This window comes from Candidatus Rickettsia colombianensi, from assembly GCF_003664375.1.
GTDB classification, from domain to species: domain Bacteria; phylum Pseudomonadota; class Alphaproteobacteria; order Rickettsiales; family Rickettsiaceae; genus Rickettsia; species Rickettsia tamurae.
The window spans coordinates 19,474-37,315 of sequence record NZ_RAQN01000010.1 but is presented as its reverse complement, the minus strand read 5'-3'; the positions used below and the strand labels follow the sequence as shown (position 1 = coordinate 37,315).

The following is a 17,842-nucleotide window of genomic DNA, read 5'->3' as shown; positions in this document are numbered from 1 at the left end:
AAACATAATGTAATGCCGCTAAAGTAATACGCTACGTGATTATCAGGATGAGCTTTGATTACTGACTTAAAACAACATAATGCGGATCTATAGCACTTCTGCTTATCTGCAGTTTTTTTTCAGCAACAGTAATTGCTTGCCTAGCTTTAGCCATTCATCGTCAACTGATTAATACTGTGATTGTTTTAGAAGTAAATAATTCTGATAAAGATTGCTTATCATGTACTAATCTTGCAGCTTTAGGTTTTGTTATTTTGTATGAATGAGGTTTTGCAGCAACTCTTGTGACTTGCTAGACTTATGATAGCCAGCAGAGGCTAAAGTTTTGTGGGGACTAGCAAAACGGGCAGATACTACTCTACTATTATTGCCATCACATATATTATGTGTTATCATCATTATGACCTCATATTTATTTATGGGTTGTTATTTCACCGGTAGATGCTCAAACTTTGGTCAGGGAGAGTGTCTACCGGTTTTTTCTTTTCTGTAATAATTTCCTTTTTTTCTTATTAATACATTACATATAACTAATATTATATAAGCCTAAAACTAGAGTCAAGAAAAAGTTTACTTTATTACTAGTAATATTTTTTATTAGTAATAAATATTACTTTGTGTTTTAGTTTTTACACATTAAGAACTCTTTAATATATAAATTAACTAATATAACCGTACTCGAAAAACATTCTGTTGCTATATTGTTATATTATTTATATACTAGTAATAAATATTACTAATAATATTATCTATATGATATCTAAAATTTTTGCGGTAAGTAATCATAAAGGCGGCGTCGGTAAAACTACTATTGCTGTTAATCTTTCTTTTGCAGTCAATTATAAAGAACTAAAATAATAGCCCATTCCATAAATCTGATAGAAATTCTTCTACCGGATATATTACGATTTTTTGATCGACAGATTTTATAATACGCTTATTTTCTTCAAGACTAACTACAATAGAATGCTTGGGATTAAATTCTTTTGTAAATTCCATGATACCATTTAATTCTTTCTTTTGGATAGAAGAATTAATTTTTACTTCTATTGCTACCTCGCCTTTTCCAACAATAAAATCCACTTCAGCTCCACTTTTAGTACGCCAATAAGAGATATCATAACACTTTTTATTTAATTCTTGATATGCTTTAAGTGCAAGAAAAATGTAATGTTCAAAAGCATGACCGGCATCTGCTCCTTTAAGTAGCTTTATTTCCTTTTGAAGTAAATATAAAGGTATACTAGTATCAAAGAAATAGAATTTAGGACTACTAATAATTAATTGGCGTGAAGTTTTAGGAGTAAAAGGACGAATAACATAGCCAAGTAACATATCACACATCAATTCCGTATAACCTTGTACGGTTTTAATATTAACATGACATTCACGTGCTATATTTGAATAATTAAGAATTGCTCCATGACTAAACGCTATTACTTTAAGAAATCTTGAAAAAGCACCTAAATTACGAATTCGCCCTTCCCATTGAACTTTCGGTATAATATAATCAACTACATAACCTTCTAAATTTCTTATAGGAACGGGAGAAGATAAATAATGTTCAGGCAATAGCCCATAATTAAATACTTTTAAGAGATTAAACTTGGGTAATTCAGGATAACATAACGGTCAAAATAATTATCTCCAAGCCCTTCCTCCTAAAAGGTTTGAACCGGTATGCTTTAGCCGACACATACTTGATCCACATAAGACAAAAGAGATATTCTTATTATTCTCCATGAGGAACTGTACTTAATCTAAGATTTCCGGTATCTTTTGCACTTCATCTATAATACGGCTCTGATAAATCACTATGAGCTTCAATCTCTCCCTGCAATATTCCCGTAGATTTGCTATATCTTAAAAAGGTACTATGATTTAATAAATCTATATAAAAGCTATTGGGAAAACATTTTTTAAGTAGGTTGATTTTCCTGTTTTACGAGCTCCCTATAAAAACAAGCTTTTCCCTTTTGGAAGATTTAAATTTAACTGTCTATTTAGCATAATGACACACAATAGTATTACTATTTTGTAGTATGATACTTTTTAGTATAAAAAACAATTAAAAACTCTACATCTTTAAAAGATATCTAGTTAAATTTCTTTTTCTTTTTGATGTTATATATTACCTACAACCATATTCCACTCTTTTAATTCCTACACTACCAGCAAATCTTCGTATAGCATGCGAATAGTTATTACACACCCAATCAGCCATAAATTTTGTTGGCATGGTAAGTGTCAGTATTGCAGTATCTCTGCACTCCTTAGCTTCTGCTTTAGAAAACCAAACCTTGTCAATATCTACTCCTAACTCATTAATCAGCCCTTCTCTGATTTGCGTCCACGTCGTATTTGATTCCATCGTATCTATTACACCACCTTCTACTAAGATACCAATAGGTGTGCTATTAGAGATAATATCTGATGTTGTAGTTTTAGGACAGATCATTGCCTCTTTTCTCTCTATTCCATTTCCTTTTGCTCTATCCTGTTCATCATATCCTACGTCTTCTACCACCTGTACATAATACCCATTCATACCATATACTGCTTCTAGCTGCTCGCTTAAGATCTCTATTTGTCGCTCGCTTAAATCATCTAGCTGGCTTGGTATTAGTGCAGTTATAAAGCTATTATCATAGTTTGTCTTAAATTCTACTTGTGTCAGTATCTCATATGCATGCCTTGTGCTAAACCTCCCTGCTATCTTCTTCTTGACCTGCATTTCTTTACTAGTATCTAATGAATTTTCTATCTCACTTAGGAATCTTTCATATTCAAGTATGTTCTTCTCTTCTGCATTTATGTTACAGCTAAATCTAAATGTTGTGTGATTAACAAGCAGTCCTTGATGCTTCTCGTTCTTTAGTATTTTTTCCATGTAGCTTAAGAATGTAAATTTGTTCTTAAATCTCTTCTCGGGATATTTGATATAAAGCTTTAGCAGTAACTGATTTACGAAGTTAGTACTGAATTCTCTATTTGCTCTGAAGTTGAGTGTATCTACATCTTGCCATGATAGAGGGTGGAAATGCCTTAATGCTTTTTTATGTTCTGTATTCTTAATGGTGGGTGTAGCACCTGCATTTGATTTTTGTCCAGTAGGATTAATTACCACTCTTTCTTTTACAGATATACCATTGATGGCTTTAGATATACGTTCAGAGCTTGTATTAAAGTAAGATTGTTTAAGTTCTGATGTTTCTAAAAATTCTTGCTTATTGGTGTGGTTTGCTCTATCCAAAAAGTCAAACTGAGTAGTATCACAGTTTATTGACTTTCCCTCATAATCACTAAAGAAATAAGAATTATTATAAGATTCAGATGAAAACGAGTTTTGCTCGTTTTCCAAAAATTCTTTTTTAGAATTTTTCTCTAATTGAAGATTATCTGATAAATTATTTATAGATGAATTTTTAAAATCAAGATGATTTGCATCTATATAATCTATATCTTTAATATACTTGTTCTCTAATATGAAGTCTTTATTATATAATTGACCAGAATCAATGCAGGAAGGGTCATATTTGGTGCATTCCCATTCTTTAGAGGATTCTAGGATCTGTTCTAAATCTATATCGCTTGCTTGATCGTAAGTGTGTATTTTTGTGTTCGCATCACTTTTTACTAGTTGTTGCTTTTTATCTTTATGATCAGCATCATTAATTATAGTAACATCAAGTAGTGATATTTTCCATAAAGATTTATCAGATCTGCTACCATAATCATCATTGCTTTTTATCACTAACTGATCTCGTGTAATAAAATTATTATCTTCTAAAGTCCTTAATGTTTTAGAAATAGAATTCCTATGTAATTTAAGTTCTTTCTGTAATTCCTGATAAGAAGTAACAATAGAGCATGAATTATGAGTTAAAACATCATCAGGCTTGTACTTATTAGCGACAGATTTATAAATCTTAGTAAAAAGATATAGTATTATAACTTTAGATGTTGCAGAAATGCTACAATTAGAATTTAATTGCTTCAAGAACTCATAAGGAACTCTTATAAACATCTTAGTTTTTTCAAGATGTTGTCTTTTACCCTCTATGGTAGGTAGATAGATTTGATCTATAGCATCTAACTTATCTGAGCTAGAGTGATGTGTTTTTGTATTATCTATATCACATAGATCAAACCTATCGGGTTCATATTTAAGATTATTAAAAACCTTATCAGGTATTGTCGTGGTAATAATGTTACGTTTATTCTGTCCTTGATCGTTCTTATCTCTATGAATAATGAAATATCCTTTATCTTCAAGGGATTTCTGCAGAACAAACACTTCAGATTTAGAGCAAGATAGTCTTTCTGCCCAGTTTGTAGCAGGCAGAGATATAGATCTATTACGTCCTTTATTGAAGTTAATGCAAGAAAGAGAATCAGCTAGAATATAGTACATCTTCTCAAGAGAAGATAACTCTTTGCTTGATAATATATGCGATAAGATACACCCAGTTATTGGGATGTATGATTGATTCTTTGTGGTGTCAAGGTATTTATGTATACCTATATTCTCACTTTGTAATCCAAGTGGATAAAATAATTGCATTTTATGCTCCTTTTATGGAGCTAAGTACCTAAAACCCTTGACTTTTATGTAAAAAGGTGTACTATAAAACTTATAAAGCCGTGCGAAAGCTTTTATAAGTTGTTAAGTCTTGGGATTGTAGTTCTAGGACTTAACCCTGACTTATTCTATTTCATATCCTAATCGTTCTAATTTTTCTACCACTGCCTGAGTAATCCACGAACTTCTTGGAGAAGAAAATTTAGACCTTTCTTTATCTACAAGCTCAACTATATTTTTTCGAATTCGCAAAGTTACTATTTGCTCTTCTCTATCTTTATTATTAAATTCTTCTACAGTTACAGTCATTGTGAATACTTTTTTAAGTAAATACCTTATTAGATTTTAATATATATGAATATTTTTTTGTTTGTCAAATAAAATATTGTATTAGAATACTAAATATTTTTACATATAAAAATAATGATATTATTCTCTTAACTTAACTAAGCCATTCTTTTTTTCATAATCATTTATATAAAAATTAAATGCATCTTCAACAGTATCTTTAATTTTTTTTCGTTGCCAGTATGATATTGCTTTTAATTTTTCTAATTGCTCAGCGTTCACCACAAAAGTAGCCCTTAATGTTTCTTGAGCATCACATTTTATTTTGTTAGTAGTACTATTGGTGAGTAAACCGTCAAAACCAGTTTTAAAATTTTTTTTTGTCATTTAAAACAATCCTCTTTTTATCATTTCATCGCATAATGTATTATAATCAATAGCTCCCTTGCAATTTTTATTGTATAAGAATATATCTTTGCCTTGGCTAGGAGCTTCTGCTAAAGCTATATTATTGGAAATTTTTGTTTCAAATAGCTTTTCTAAGAAGAATGAACTCACACTATGTGCAATATCTTTATTTAAAATTTTTCTAGAATCATACTGAGTAAAAAATACCCCACCAATTTGTAGCTGATCATTCAATCTTTTTTGAATTTTCTCTATTACTTCGGTTAATTTAGCTAATCCTCGAAGCGGTAGATACTCTGCTTGCATAGGAATGATAACATATTGTGCAGCTGTTAATGCATTTATTGTTAATAACCCTAGAGAAGGTGGACAATCTATGAAAATATAATCAAAATTCATTTGAAGTTTCTTAATTATATCTTTTAATATGTATTCTCTGCCAGGTTCTGCACTTAGTTCAATTTCTGCAGCGGATAAATCAAGAGATGAAGGTAAAAGACTTAAATTAGTTCTATACTTTATAGGTTCAACATTGTTTTTTCCTCTTAAATGCTCATATACACTAGTTTTCACGTCTGTTACGCCCAAACTTATTGTTAAATTTGCCTGTGGATCTAAGTCTATTAAAAGTACTTTCTTCTGTTTATAAGCTAAAGCAGCACCAAGATTTATAGTTGATGTAGTTTTACCGACGCCGCCTTTATGATTACTTACCGCAAAAATTTTAGATATCATATAGATAATATTATTAGTAATATTTATTACTAGTATATAAATAATATAACAATATAGCAACAGAATGTTTTTCGAGTACGGTTATATTAGTTAATTTATATATTAAAGAGTTCTTAATGTGTAAAAACTAAAACACAAAGTAATATTTATTACTAATAAAAAATATTACTAGTAATAAAGTAAACTTTTTCTTGACTCTAGTTTTAGGCTTATATAATATTAGTTATATGTAATGTATTAATAAGAAAAAAAGGAAATTATTACAGAAAAGAAAAAACCGGTAGACACTCTCCCTGACCAAAGTTTGAGCATCTACCGGTGAAATAACAACCCATAAATAAATATGAGGTCATAATGATGATAACACATAATATATGTGATGGCAATAATAGTAGAGTAGTATCTGCCCGTTTTGCTAGTCCCCACAAAACTTTAGCCTCTGCTGGCTATCATAAGTCTAGCAAGTCACAAGAGTTGCTGCAAAACCTCATTCATACAAAATAACAAAACCTAAAGCTGCAAGATTAGTACATGATAAGCAATCTTTATCAGAATTATTTACTTCTAAAACAATCACAGTATTAATCAGTTGACGATGAATGGCTAAAGCTAGGCAAGCAATTACTGTTGCTGAAAAAAAACTGCAGATAAGCAGAAGTGCTATAGATCCGCATTATGTTGTTTTAAGTCAGTAATCAAAGCTCATCCTGATAATCACGTAGCGTATTACTTTAGCGGCATTACATTATGTTTGCTTGGACAATACGCAGAAGCAGTCAAGTAGTAACAGTGTATGTAATAGCGATGCCTCTATGCAGCAGGGTTCTTCGTCAAATAACGGAGATTCAGCATTCAATAAAAGTCTAGATAAGTTAGAGAGGAAAATCATCAGAAAACTTCAGAGATGTAACAGTAGGTAATAATATGACTAATAACAAGCAGTGTTTAACCAATAGTAATAAAGAGGAAGGCAAAATATCGGTATCAGCACAACAAGATCAGGAAGACGAGAAATGGAGTAGATATTTTGAGCTAGGGATATTGGTTTGGACGAGAAGAGGGCAATCATAAGGCATTAATGTATTTTAGAAGATGCTTGCAGCTAAATCCTTGGAATGAGAAAGCAAATTATTATGTTGGTCAGATACTGCAAAAGCAGGGTAGATATCATGATAGCCTAGATTCTTATAGAAAAGCAATATAATTAAGACCTGATGAGGGGTTTTATTACTATATGGCATCACAAATATATACGGCTCTTGAAGAATCTAAAGAAGCAATAGAGATATAGTCCTCGGGAAAACACTATTTATTGCTTCTGGAAAACCTTTAAGACCATCAACACAAGCAACATATATTTGTTCCAGGTTCTGTTAGATTCATTGTGTAAGTAAGATTTCGGTATCACGAGGTATAGTATGCGACGTTAACATACATTACGATAACCTTGATAATCCGCATGTACATTTTCAGTTTTTCACAAGAAGATTAGAGCGTTTAGAGAATGGAGAAGTAGTAATTGGAAAGGTAAAGGATAGGGAGTTAGAAAGTACAAGATTCTTATATTTTCTAAGAGAAGAATGTGAGATAGCAATTAATAAACTGTATGAAGAAGCAGGTTTGCCATTTAGAGTAAGTAGTAAGTCGTATAAGCGGCTGGGTATAGATCAAGAGCCGACTAAGCATAGAGGAGCTAGTTATTATATGGAATCGACTGAGTTTGAGGCAAAGAATCAAGAAATAATAGTTGAGAATGCAAAGAAGATATATGAGAATCCGGAGATAGTATTTGGTCGTATTTCATATACAAAACCTGTGTTTAGATATAGCGATAGCATTATCGGACGCTTTAATGGTGCATTTAGTATTAAAAGGCAGCAATATTACTCAGGAACAAGCAGCTATTAGGGCGTTTGGAAAAGGATTAGTTCAGGAGCAAGGTAGTAGTGAAGATGCATCAAAAAGCTTAAGTAATAATCCAGCAACAAGTACAGCTCACAACCCGGCTATCGAGCATTTGAACAAAGAATATGGAGAGGAGTTTTTAAGGTTATATAATCAGCTACTTGTATCAGACAAAATAGAGCTGATGGACCAAAAAGATTTGATGGGTAGAACAGTATACTCCTTGAAATCAAGAGTGAATTTAGAGCGTCGTTATGTATCTGCTATAGAAGAGTTAAATGCTAAGGAAGAGCATAATCTTAATATTAACGCTGAGAGTTTAGAAAGAAATAGTCTCAAAGAACAAATAGGCGATTTGGTAAATGTAGTAGGAGCAAACCTACAAAATAAATTTAACGATAATATAGGAGGTAGTTTAGGTTTAAAGCTTAATGTATTTGGCAGTAAAAACCATGAGTTCAGTACTGAGCAAATAGAAGCAATCTTATCAGGATGTAACGGCTCTGATATTAGTGTACTAGAAGGTAATCCTGGAGCAGGCAAGACTTTCGTGATGAGAGAGATAGTGAGGTAGTACAAGAATGCAGGATTTAAGGTAGTAGGTACTGGTCCAAGTAGCGTATCTGCCAAGGTACTTAGCAGAAATGCCGGTATAAAAGCCGATAATACAGGCTTACTACGTAAGAAGATAGAGGAATCAAGAGGAGTGAATTTTAAGATAGATTTAAGCAGTAAATATTATGAGGAGGAGGAATATTTAAAATCTATTGGTTGCGATACTGTATTTAGTGGCAAAACCGGGGATGTGCTTGATAGCAAGACTGTACTGATTGTGGATGAGGCAAGTATGATAGAGCTTGCTAATATGGACTATTTAGCCCACGAGGTACTCAGAGCTAAGGCAAAATTAGTGCTTGTTGGAGATAACAACCAGTTTACAGCTGTTGGTATGACTGGAGCATTTAACAAAGCACGCAAGATTGCATGGGGAGTTAAGCTTACAGAGGTCAGAAGACAGGAAAGAGTAGAGTACAGGAAATCTACCGAAGCAATGGGACGCTTCCAGATGCATGAAGCAATTGAGATATATAGAAATTTAGATGTTTTTAATATTAAGGATAATGAAGAAGAGGCTAAAACTAGCTTAATATCATCATTTGCTAAAGAATATACTGAGCAGATAGATAATCTTAAGCGAGATGATTTAATAGCTATGCGAAGTATTGCAATTGGAGCATACACTAACGAGAAGGTAGCTGAGTTTAACAGAAGAGTCAGAGATGAGCTAAAGCATAGCGGAGCATTAAAAGGCAGAGAGGTATTAATTAGCAGTGGCGGTAGGTTGATACCGCTGATGAAAGGCGACCAGGTTGTATTGGAAGAGAATAGTTTAAGATACGGCATAAGCAATGGTGAAGTTGGAACAATATTATCCGTAAATCCTTTTGGCAGCAGTGCTAATAGTAAAGGTGATGGAGTTTTACGGGTACTAGTACATAAAGCTGATGGTTCAAAGGATATAATCGAGATTAATACATTTTTAGATTCCTTTAACAATAAGAGAAGGGTGAAGTTAAATCATGGATACGCTTTAACTGGCTACAAATTGCAAGGTGAGACAGTAGATCGCATGCATGTATATTTTGACCGTTCTATTGGATATGAGGCGTTTTTAGTCTTAATGTCACGTCATAGGGAGGAGGTTAAGCTTCATGCATCCGCAAAAGAGCTGGAAAACATAGTGTATCAACGTCTTGATAGTGAAGTAGAAAAAATTAGAAAGCAGTTTAAGATTAATAGCTATGAAATGCTACCTGAAAAGAAAAAAAGTGAGAATGGCAAAACGTATAAAACACATGCACCAAAAGAAATACCGAATTGGCTTAACTCTTGCAGTCAGCAGAAGAGTAAATAATAGCTTTGCCATAGACTATAAGAATGGTGGCATATTAGACGGTAATCAGTTAGTCATCAAGGATTATTTAGAAGCAAGGTCACGAGTCTTTGAGTGTCACGGCAAGATAAGAGAGTGGAAGAGCGATACTGAATCCCCTGGCAATATCACAAGATTATACGGTACAATTCTTACCCAAGCTACTAATCTAAAGAGTATCAAGTGAGATGATACAAGTCCTGTTATAGATTTTGAATTAGAGCTAGGCATCAAAGATTTAAAGATTGATCCATATAATATTGTATTTGCTGATGGCGAGGATAGCTTTAAATACACAATTGAAAATATTGTAAAAGGAGTGAAAGAGGAAGAATCGGAGAGTGCACACAGTAGTCAACAAGATAGCAAGGAAATGAAAGGAGTCACCTATAGTGACGGCAAGCTTAAAATTAACTTCAAGGAGCTTTGATAGCAAACATCAAAGCAAAATCATTGCTGTTTGCCTAAGAGAGAGTGATTATGAGAACCTGAAGGAGATCTTTGAAGAATTAAAATTAGACAAAGGTGTTTTAAAAGATTACGCAGGGTTAATTTGTGACAGTTACAGCAGTGTAATTGATGCTGATAATGCAGATGAATTTAAGCGTTTGATTCGCAAGAAGAAAGATAAGAGCAAATTAATAAGTGAGAACAAAGTAGAAGTTAGAGAGAAGAATTTTAGTAGGTTAGAAGATCGTAGGGCTAAGTTAGAAGAGCGGATTGAGGAGATCAAGGAGCAGGGAGCAAAGTATGATGAGAAATTAGAGGAAATAGCTAGTAGAATATCAACTAGACTTCAGCTAATCAAAGACAATACCACATTCACCAGCAGTTCTATATTAATGGGAGAGCATACTATTCAGCTTAATATTAACTATGAGACACTACGCAAACATGCTGGTTTTGACACATACAAGTATTATTTAAAAGATATAACTCAAAAAAGCACAATAGGTAATTGCAATGCAAGGCGTATCAAGATTTAATGATGGTAGTTCGAGATGCTAGTGGTGAGATTTTAGCAGAAAGAGAATTAGTACAACAAAAGCTAGATTTTCACGGTAGCAAGGTTAGTGCAAGTAATGGACAAGTATTAGAGCAAAAACCTTCCTCTAATACTATAAGAGCTGCAAGTAAATTAATAAGAAGATTACAGAAGAACCTCTCAGCTATCGATAGCTATATATTTGATAATCAAGAATTAATAGAGCTAAAGAGATGTGATTTGCTTGAGAATCAGAAAGCTTTAAGTGATCTAAAGCAAGAGGAGCAAGTGCAAGAGAATTTTGTAAAAACATTATTTCCTCATTACTTAGGACGTATTTACGAGCAGCAAGTAACAGAGATCATAACGAAGTGGGAAGCAGTTAAAGCTGCTAACGCTGATGTAGATATAAAGGAACTAATCTCACAAATCCAATCTAATCCATCAATACTTGGAAAGCTACCTGGCATTGGAATAGGTACGATCTTTGGAGTAAGCGTTAGCCGCCGTAAATCTATAGAGCAAGTAGTGAATTTAGATAAGCAGCTTCTAAAGTATGAGGAGAATATGGCAAGGCTAAACGAGATTAAGGATAATGATTTAATTAAAGAGCAAGAGCAGAAAATAGTAAAGACTTAGAAGATACGTATAAGTATTTTGATAGCAGTTTGGAGCGTTATCAGTTAGAGACTCAGCATCAGGTGATTCAGCAGGATCAAGAGCATGCTAAAACAGCTGATGAAATGTTAGCTGCAATTAGCCGTGAGCATGAGTTCTATAAGTCTCTTGATGGCAAGCTTAAATATGCAGAGAAGTATGATAATAGTTTATTATCTGCGATCTCAAATGCTAAGACTATCGAGCAAGATAAGTTAATTACTAATATGCATAACATGGTAGTATATGCTCAAAAACATGGTATATTAAATGATTACGAGATACTAAATCAATTTAACTCTTCTGATAGTCATAATGTGCTTAAGAATTTAAGTAAAACATGTGAGAAACATTATATGGATCATCACAATGAGAATATTAAGCAGTTATTAGATGATGAGCATGTGATGGTAGGAGCTAAGAAATATTCATGCCCGCTTAAATACATGAAGTATGAGATGCAAAATAATATACCATGCTTTGTAGATGAGAAACAAATAGCACAACCTTTGCTAAGATCAAAGCAGAAGTTAAAGAGCTTCGCAAAGAGTTAGAGTTAGAACATACAATGACTATGAGGTTATAAGGATTTGCAAGCATGACTAATGAAGAACATAATCGTAAACAACAACAAATAGACTCAGAACATAGTGGTTCTGCTGAGCGTTCAAGACATGACGAGTTATTTAAAAAGGTCATGAGTGAGCCTGTAGCTGCTCGTGAGTTTCTAGAGCATTATTTACCAGTGTCATTTAAGAACAAAATTAATCTAAATAGTGTTAAAATAGAAAAGGAAAGCTTTGTTACTGAGGACTTAAGAAAAAGACTCAGTGATGTTGTTTATTCTGTTTTTTTAAAAAATGATAATGTTAAAGATAGTACCGCTGATAGTGTAGATAATGACAAAGCTTACATATATATGCTTATAGAGCACCAGTCTAGTAGTGATTACTGGATTGCTTTCAGACTTTGGCAGTATATGCTTTTATTATGTGAAAGACATAAAGACGCAAATAAAAAGAATAATATCAAACAAGAAAAAGATAAACTCCCTCTAATATGTCCTATAGTAGTATATGCAAATGATAAACCTTATAATGCTCCAAGGAGCTTTTGGGAGTTATTTGAAGATAGCAGTACTGCTAAAGCTTTAATGTCAGATGAATACTTACTTGTTGATTTACAAAAACAAAGTGATGATGAAATGGAGAAAAAGAAGCATCTTGGTATGATGGAGTATATGCTCAAACATATTAAGGCTCGTGATATATTAAATCTATGGCAAAGCTTACTTGAGAAATTCGCAAGTAGTATTGAAATAGATAAGGCGAATGGCTTTATTTACATTAAGTGGTTATTATGGTATAGTGATGCTAAGGTCTCTGAAGATAAACAAGTAGAGCTTGCTAAAATCATAGCAAAACATCTAAATAAAGCAGACCAAGAGGGACTTATGAGAACTATTGCTGATAAATATATTGATGAGGGTATTGCTCAAGGCATGCAGATTGGTAGAAATGAAGGCATGCAGATTGGTAGAAATGAGGGAAAATATGAAGTAGCTAAAAATATGCTTTCTAATAATTACTCTATTCCTGAAGTTTCTCGTATTACAGGACTTTCTATTTCTGAAATTAACCAGCTTCTCAAATCCTAATACTCAAGTCAAAGGGACGTCCCTTTGACTTGTATTCTTCTGAATCTATTCCTTCCTTGTCATTTTTGCCATCAGATTGTCGTTATCTTTAGCTTTTCCTAAAACACTTACATCACAATCTTGTATTGTAACGTTATTCGCACCTGTGACAGTTAAATATCTTGGAAATTTAGTGGTCCTAAATACGCAGTGCCTCCTGATATGATTGCAGAGAATAATACCACTAGGCATATATTCTTTAGAAAACTAAAATTGCTGCACTCTGTAACATGAGCAGCACTTTCAGAGAGTTTTTTACTATATTTATCTAGTTTTTGATCAATACTGCTTTTAAATTCTTGATGAGCAGATATAGTATTATTAAGTATATCAAAGAATATTGATAGATAGAACTTTGCTCAATTCTTGCTGTTGCTTTTCTAGTGCTTTAGTAGAAAAACTCAATTGATTCTTTAATTTGTTCACTGTATCGGCATCAATAATTCAGTTAATATACTATCAGATGAATCAGTGCTGACCTTTACTTACCAACTCTTGTTTCTCTTGCTGTTTTTTCTGTTCTTGAGGGGTAGCTAGCTGTTTATCATTTAACTTAGCTAACACCTCATTATAGGCAGTTAAAATTTGTTCCTTAGTACTTTTAACAGAAATTTCTGGCATAATTGATTTTTTGCTCATAATATTTATAAGTTATTTTATTAATTTTTTTTGGATGATTTTCCATAATATTTGGCTTTTAATAATATCAATTAGTTTTTAGCCACTAATTCTCACTGATTAATTACTGATTTTAATGGTAATTATTGGAAATGAATATTTATCTAGTATACAGCAGTCTATTAAACCATATTGGGTCATGCCATTCAATACATTCTATACCAATATAGTTAACTGATTCTTAGTAATTCCAATGTCTGGTCTGTTATTTAAATATGCACTGACTTTATAGTAAACTCAACTTAAATTTAATCATCTAATTCTTCAATTTGCTTTTTAGTTAAGCTAGTAGATTCAGATATTATCGTAATTGCTACTCCTGATCTTTTTAAGTTTCGTGCTATTTCTATATTTCTTTCAGCTTTACCCTCAGCTTTACCAATTTTAATACCTTTAGTTTCAGCTTGTTCTAGAGCGTATTCTTCGACAGCTTTGTTATCCATGATGCGTTTAATTTCCTGCTCATAAGCAAGGAGTTCTGCTTCATGCCAGTTAAACTGATTTAATGCTTCATAAGCACGCCCTACTACAAGATCGCTACCTATAATTTTCTGCAAGTCAGCTTCACTTGTGTTAGCAGCATATTTAAAGAAATAGCACCATTTCTCAGTAATGGTTTTTAGGTTTTCAATTATATCTATATTAAATTTAGGTAGTTCAATAAAGCTAAAAGAGAAATCCTTTAAATCGTGTTCAAAAGTAATTTTATCTAGGATAACATGATGAGAGATATAATTAGCTTTATCAGGAAAGATAATATAATCACTAATAGCAATAAAGATGACTTCCTTAAGGTTAGCATAGAGACCGTCTTGTTTTTGTCCTTGGGCTAGTTGTCGTGAATAAGCTTTAGCAGCATAATATTGGGCTCTTTTCTCAAAGCCTTTAGAAGGGGAGATTTGCATTTCTACGATGATTTGCGTACCATTTTGAGCTTTACATAAGACATCGACGAGAGACTGTTTTTTATAAGCAATATCAGGATCTTGGACAGGACTTAAGAAAGTAACATCCTGTATTTGTTCATCATCTTTAAATCTCATGATATCATTGATAAAGTGAATAAGAATGTCTTTGTTTTTTTCAGAACCAAAGATTTTCTTGAAGGCGATATCATTTTTAGGATCTAGGAACTTTGAAACTGCCATAATAATTAGTTACTAAATATTTGTATATGCATTAGCATATTATAGCACAAAATAGAAGATAAGTAAGTTATAAATTTGTTTTACATAATCTTGGGTGTTGAATGTAAAGCGGTACAAGCAAGTATTAGAGGTTATTATCTCTGATACGCATAATGGTTTGCCTGCTTGTATTAAAATGTCTTGCAATAGATGTGATAGTTTTGCCTTCTTGTAGTTGCTGTATAACCTGTTTTTTTTGTAATTCTGCTAAAATTTGTGGTCGTCCGAGAGTTTTACCATTTGCTTTAGCTCTCGCAAGCCCAGATTGAGTACGCTCTATTAACAAATCACGCTCAAATTGAGCAACAGCATTAATTACTCCCATAGTCATTTTTCCAGCTGAACTGGTAAGATCAACACCCCCAAGTGTAAGACAATGAATTTTAATTCCCATTTGCTCTAGTTTGTTGACTGTTATGCTGACATCAATAGCATCACGTCCTAATCGATCTAACTTAGTGACAACCAGAACATCTCCATTTTCCATCTTATTTAACAGATGTGCAAAACCTTGACGCTGTGCTATAGGTATGGAACCAGAAACCGTTTCAGTAATTATCCGATGTGGTGCAATAGTAAATCCAGCTAATGCAATTTCTCTGATTTGATTTTCAGTATCTTGTTGCATTTTGGAAACACGAACATAGGCAAAAGTACGAGACATAAAATAGTGTAGTATAAAATATACCAAAAAGATTGTCTTAAATATATCGTATGTACTAAAGTAAGTCAATATAATTTATGGACATAGGAATAGGGGGTGTACGGAAACGTTCGTTTTTAGACAGATAGAGCTTTGCTCTTTTGTACTACTTGTTGCTTTTGTCGTTCTATGTGATGTTTTACTACTTGATTTAATTCTTCACGTCTTTTTTTATAATTGTAGGGTACTATGCTGTCTATTTTTGAATCTGTATTTTTATCAATGATTATGGCGTTATGGTATGAGTGCTGTGATTTCATATTTTTGTTCTCAAATATTTTTAATAAAACATAGATGAAAAGTAGCTTTGCTACTTTTCTAAAAGAATATCACCTAAGTGATTAGCCTATTTACGTAGATGATGATTCTTTAGGTTTAGAGAATTTATTAGTTTTTGGAGGCACTTCTTCTTTAGTTACTAAACTTGCTGGAGTGCCATCTAAGTTAAAACGTTGAGCTCCTTCAATAAGGAGTTTTTTATATCTGTAATCAGAGCAATATCTTCTAAAGAATCTACGAATCTGTTGTTTCGAAAAATGATCTTTATATTTTCCCTCGTTTCTACCAATCTGCATGCCTTGTTGCACCCCTTCTTCTTTCCAATGATGAGCTAAGCTTGTCATGAGTTTTGCTCCTTGTTCGGTATTCAGACGACTTTTTAATATTTTCTCTAGTTTTATTCTATCAGATTTGTCTATTTTAATCAATGTATAGGTTAATATCAGCTCCAGGTAATCAATACCAATATTTAGTTTTGCAAACTCAGGTAATAAATCAGCTACCTCATACCATCTTTTAAGTAGGTATCGCTCGTGTATATGCTTCATAAAGAACTGTAATATTCCTGACCACGCTTGCTTTTTTAATTCTTCATCAGGAATTTCATGAACATTTACTAACTGATAATCATTAATCCATAACTCTCTTGCTAATTTATTATTGGTAAATAAATTCCATAAATTCCTTGCAACATTATATTTCTCCTGACCATTGTCGGGTAAGCGGATAACTCCGCTCCCCTAAGAACTGTGCGTGCGACTTTCACCGCACACAGCGCAAGCATAGATAAGGTTACTTTGTATCGGTAACCCAGCAACATAACGACTATGGAGTTGTCTATGACACTCTGGATGTAAGGGTACAAGGTTGTTTAAGGTATTTGAACCACCTTTATGACGAGGTAATTTATGGTGTATATTCCATTTAGTAACTTCATCAATATCGTGATTACAATACTTACACTTCCCATTTTCTTTAATCCAAAGTCGATATACCATATCTGTCATAGTATTTTTCATTAGTTTAGTTACTCTATTTTTAGTATAGCTTTCCCATTGAGGATCATAAGGATTAATATTCCCTTTAATCAAACTATGACGTATTATGGGTATAGCACCCATCTTAAGTAAATGTCTAAAAATTGGATTATTACCTTTCTTATCTCAATATCCAAAGTACCAATCTCGACCTTGAGCAAACCTACAAAATAAGTTTAATGATAATATAGGAGGTAGTTTAGGTTTAAAGCTTAATGTATTTGGCAGTAAAAACCATGAGTTCAGTACTGAGCAAATAGAAGCAATCTTATCAGGATGTAACGGCTCTGATATTAGTGTACTAGAAGGTAATCCTGGAGCAGGCAAGACTTTCGTGATGAGAGAGATAGTGAGGCAGTACAAGAATGCAGGATTTAAGGTAGTAGGTACTGGTCCAAGTAGCGTATCTGCCAAGGTACTTAGCAGAAATGCCGGTATAAAAGCCGATAATACAGGCTTACTACGTAAGAAGATAGAGGAATCAAGAGGAGCGAATTTTAAGATAGATTTAAGCAGTAAATTCACTGAGCGCATGGCATTTTGTGTAAACAAAATGCGGTAATGCTTAATGCAGGTAATGCTCTAACTATTGATGATAGATTGTTGATTGGATTTTTAAAGTTTGCAAAAAACTCTGATAATAAAAATCATGCTTTCTTAAATGAATTGAAAGAGGTGCACAAGAAATCTAAGATGCCCAGTAAACCAAAATCAGGCAACACAAAGACTGATTAAATTAATCACAAAGAAATTATGGTATACTCGTATG

General features: G+C 32.8%; 22 protein-coding genes and 2 pseudogenes. 12 read left to right on the top strand and 12 right to left on the bottom strand.

The genetic code is table 11. The features are described from left to right. Positions 1 to 753 precede the first annotated feature (753 nt). Entirely contained in the window at positions 754 to 858 is a 105-nt protein-coding gene (locus tag D6968_RS03665) for a ParA family protein (RefSeq protein ID WP_245969292.1), read from the top strand. Here D6968_RS03665 and D6968_RS05440 read toward each other — a convergent pair. The 5 genes from D6968_RS05440 to D6968_RS03640 all read right to left on the bottom strand — a co-directional run bounded on the left by D6968_RS05440 (position 850) and on the right by D6968_RS03640 (position 6,013). Continuing rightward, a complete protein-coding gene (locus tag D6968_RS05440) occupies positions 850 to 1,572 on the bottom strand; it encodes an ATP-binding protein (protein ID WP_245969289.1) in 723 nt (240 codons plus the stop codon). The two genes, D6968_RS03665 and D6968_RS05440, sit on opposite strands and share 9 nt — an antisense overlap. Before the next feature lie 559 nt (positions 1,573 to 2,131). Next, positions 2,132 to 4,564 (bottom strand): DnaA N-terminal domain-containing protein, encoded by a 2,433-nt coding sequence (locus D6968_RS03655; RefSeq protein WP_121543471.1) that lies wholly within the window; start codon positions 4,562 to 4,564, stop codon positions 2,132 to 2,134. A gap of 141 nt (positions 4,565 to 4,705) precedes the next feature. Then, a complete protein-coding gene (locus D6968_RS03650) occupies positions 4,706 to 4,891 on the bottom strand; it encodes a hypothetical protein (RefSeq protein WP_121543469.1) in 186 nt (61 codons plus the stop codon). Between the two features lie 120 nt (positions 4,892 to 5,011). Next, complete coding sequence (locus tag D6968_RS03645) at positions 5,012 to 5,257, bottom strand: hypothetical protein (RefSeq protein WP_121543467.1); 246 nt, start codon at positions 5,255 to 5,257, stop codon at positions 5,012 to 5,014. Next, positions 5,258 to 6,013: a ParA family protein gene (locus D6968_RS03640; protein WP_245969288.1), complete on the bottom strand. Its 756-nt coding sequence runs from the start codon at positions 6,011 to 6,013 to the stop codon at positions 5,258 to 5,260. 924 nt (positions 6,014 to 6,937) lie between these two features. Between D6968_RS03640 and D6968_RS03630 the strand changes: the two genes are divergently transcribed. The 9 genes and pseudogenes from D6968_RS03630 (at position 6,938) to D6968_RS03600 (ending at position 13,150) form a co-directional block, all read left to right on the top strand. After that, positions 6,938 to 7,084 carry a hypothetical protein gene (locus D6968_RS03630; RefSeq protein ID WP_177717285.1) on the top strand — a complete coding sequence of 49 codons (147 nt, stop codon included), beginning with the start codon at positions 6,938 to 6,940 and terminating at the stop codon, positions 7,082 to 7,084. Between the two features lie 306 nt (positions 7,085 to 7,390). Then, positions 7,391 to 7,921, top strand: a complete 531-nt coding sequence (locus D6968_RS06000) for a MobA/MobL family protein (protein ID WP_342767357.1) — start codon at positions 7,391 to 7,393, stop codon at positions 7,919 to 7,921. After that, positions 7,866 to 8,492 (top strand): hypothetical protein, encoded by a 627-nt coding sequence (locus tag D6968_RS05995; protein ID WP_245969266.1) that lies wholly within the window; start codon positions 7,866 to 7,868, stop codon positions 8,490 to 8,492. The genes D6968_RS06000 and D6968_RS05995 overlap by 56 nt, the downstream gene beginning before the upstream one ends. 63 nt (positions 8,493 to 8,555) lie before the next feature. Then, positions 8,556 to 9,833, top strand: a pseudogene (locus D6968_RS05990) (AAA family ATPase); the annotation flags it as partial. Next, positions 9,775 to 10,038: a hypothetical protein gene (locus tag D6968_RS05275; RefSeq protein ID WP_177717282.1), complete on the top strand. Its 264-nt coding sequence runs from the start codon at positions 9,775 to 9,777 to the stop codon at positions 10,036 to 10,038. The pseudogene D6968_RS05990 and the gene D6968_RS05275, both read left to right, overlap by 59 nt. Before the next feature lie 205 nt (positions 10,039 to 10,243). Further along, positions 10,244 to 10,837: a hypothetical protein gene (locus D6968_RS05270; protein WP_121543429.1), complete on the top strand. Its 594-nt coding sequence runs from the start codon at positions 10,244 to 10,246 to the stop codon at positions 10,835 to 10,837. Continuing rightward, positions 10,837 to 11,475: a hypothetical protein gene (locus D6968_RS03610; protein WP_245969268.1), complete on the top strand. Its 639-nt coding sequence runs from the start codon at positions 10,837 to 10,839 to the stop codon at positions 11,473 to 11,475. The genes D6968_RS05270 and D6968_RS03610 overlap by 1 nt, the downstream gene beginning before the upstream one ends. Before the next feature lie 29 nt (positions 11,476 to 11,504). Beyond that, positions 11,505 to 12,047 carry a hypothetical protein gene (locus tag D6968_RS05985; protein WP_245969270.1) on the top strand — a complete coding sequence of 181 codons (543 nt, stop codon included), beginning with the start codon at positions 11,505 to 11,507 and terminating at the stop codon, positions 12,045 to 12,047. Positions 12,048 to 12,091: 44 nt separating this feature from the next. Further along, positions 12,092 to 13,150: an Rpn family recombination-promoting nuclease/putative transposase gene (locus D6968_RS03600; RefSeq protein WP_121543465.1), complete on the top strand. Its 1,059-nt coding sequence runs from the start codon at positions 12,092 to 12,094 to the stop codon at positions 13,148 to 13,150. Between the two features lie 507 nt (positions 13,151 to 13,657). Here D6968_RS03600 and D6968_RS05265 read toward each other — a convergent pair. The 7 genes and pseudogenes from D6968_RS05265 to D6968_RS03570 form a co-directional block, all read right to left on the bottom strand. Continuing rightward, positions 13,658 to 13,810 (bottom strand): hypothetical protein, encoded by a 153-nt coding sequence (locus D6968_RS05265; RefSeq protein ID WP_177717279.1) that lies wholly within the window; start codon positions 13,808 to 13,810, stop codon positions 13,658 to 13,660. A 305-nt stretch (positions 13,811 to 14,115) separates the two neighbouring features. Beyond that, a complete protein-coding gene (locus D6968_RS03590) occupies positions 14,116 to 15,015 on the bottom strand; it encodes an Rpn family recombination-promoting nuclease/putative transposase (protein WP_121543463.1) in 900 nt (299 codons plus the stop codon). A gap of 124 nt (positions 15,016 to 15,139) precedes the next feature. Further along, complete coding sequence (locus tag D6968_RS03585; RefSeq protein WP_121543461.1) at positions 15,140 to 15,718, bottom strand: recombinase family protein; 579 nt, start codon at positions 15,716 to 15,718, stop codon at positions 15,140 to 15,142. Between the two features lie 116 nt (positions 15,719 to 15,834). After that, complete coding sequence (locus D6968_RS03580; protein WP_121543459.1) at positions 15,835 to 16,017, bottom strand: hypothetical protein; 183 nt, start codon at positions 16,015 to 16,017, stop codon at positions 15,835 to 15,837. Between the two features lie 90 nt (positions 16,018 to 16,107). Next, positions 16,108 to 16,332, bottom strand: a complete 225-nt coding sequence (locus tag D6968_RS05980) for a ProQ/FINO family protein (RefSeq protein WP_245969304.1) — start codon at positions 16,330 to 16,332, stop codon at positions 16,108 to 16,110. Beyond that, a pseudogene (locus tag D6968_RS05260) lies at positions 16,309 to 16,749 on the bottom strand (Rpn family recombination-promoting nuclease/putative transposase); the annotation flags it as partial. The gene D6968_RS05980 and the pseudogene D6968_RS05260, both read right to left, overlap by 24 nt. Positions 16,750 to 16,776: 27 nt before the next feature. Further along, the gene (locus D6968_RS03570) at positions 16,777 to 17,157 is read right to left on the bottom strand and encodes an HNH endonuclease (protein ID WP_121543457.1); all 381 of its coding nucleotides are present in this window, start codon (positions 17,155 to 17,157) and stop codon (positions 16,777 to 16,779) included. A 103-nt stretch (positions 17,158 to 17,260) separates the two neighbouring features. Here D6968_RS03570 and D6968_RS05975 point away from each other — a divergent pair, with 103 nt between their 5' ends. Together D6968_RS05975 and D6968_RS05255 are read left to right on the top strand one after the other, a co-directional pair. After that, entirely contained in the window at positions 17,261 to 17,635 is a 375-nt protein-coding gene (locus tag D6968_RS05975) for an AAA family ATPase (protein ID WP_342767356.1), read from the top strand. Further along, positions 17,635 to 17,808 carry a hypothetical protein gene (locus D6968_RS05255; protein ID WP_177717267.1) on the top strand — a complete coding sequence of 58 codons (174 nt, stop codon included), beginning with the start codon at positions 17,635 to 17,637 and terminating at the stop codon, positions 17,806 to 17,808. Before D6968_RS05975 ends, D6968_RS05255 begins: the two co-directional genes overlap by 1 nt. Positions 17,809 to 17,842: the final 34 nt, after the last annotated feature.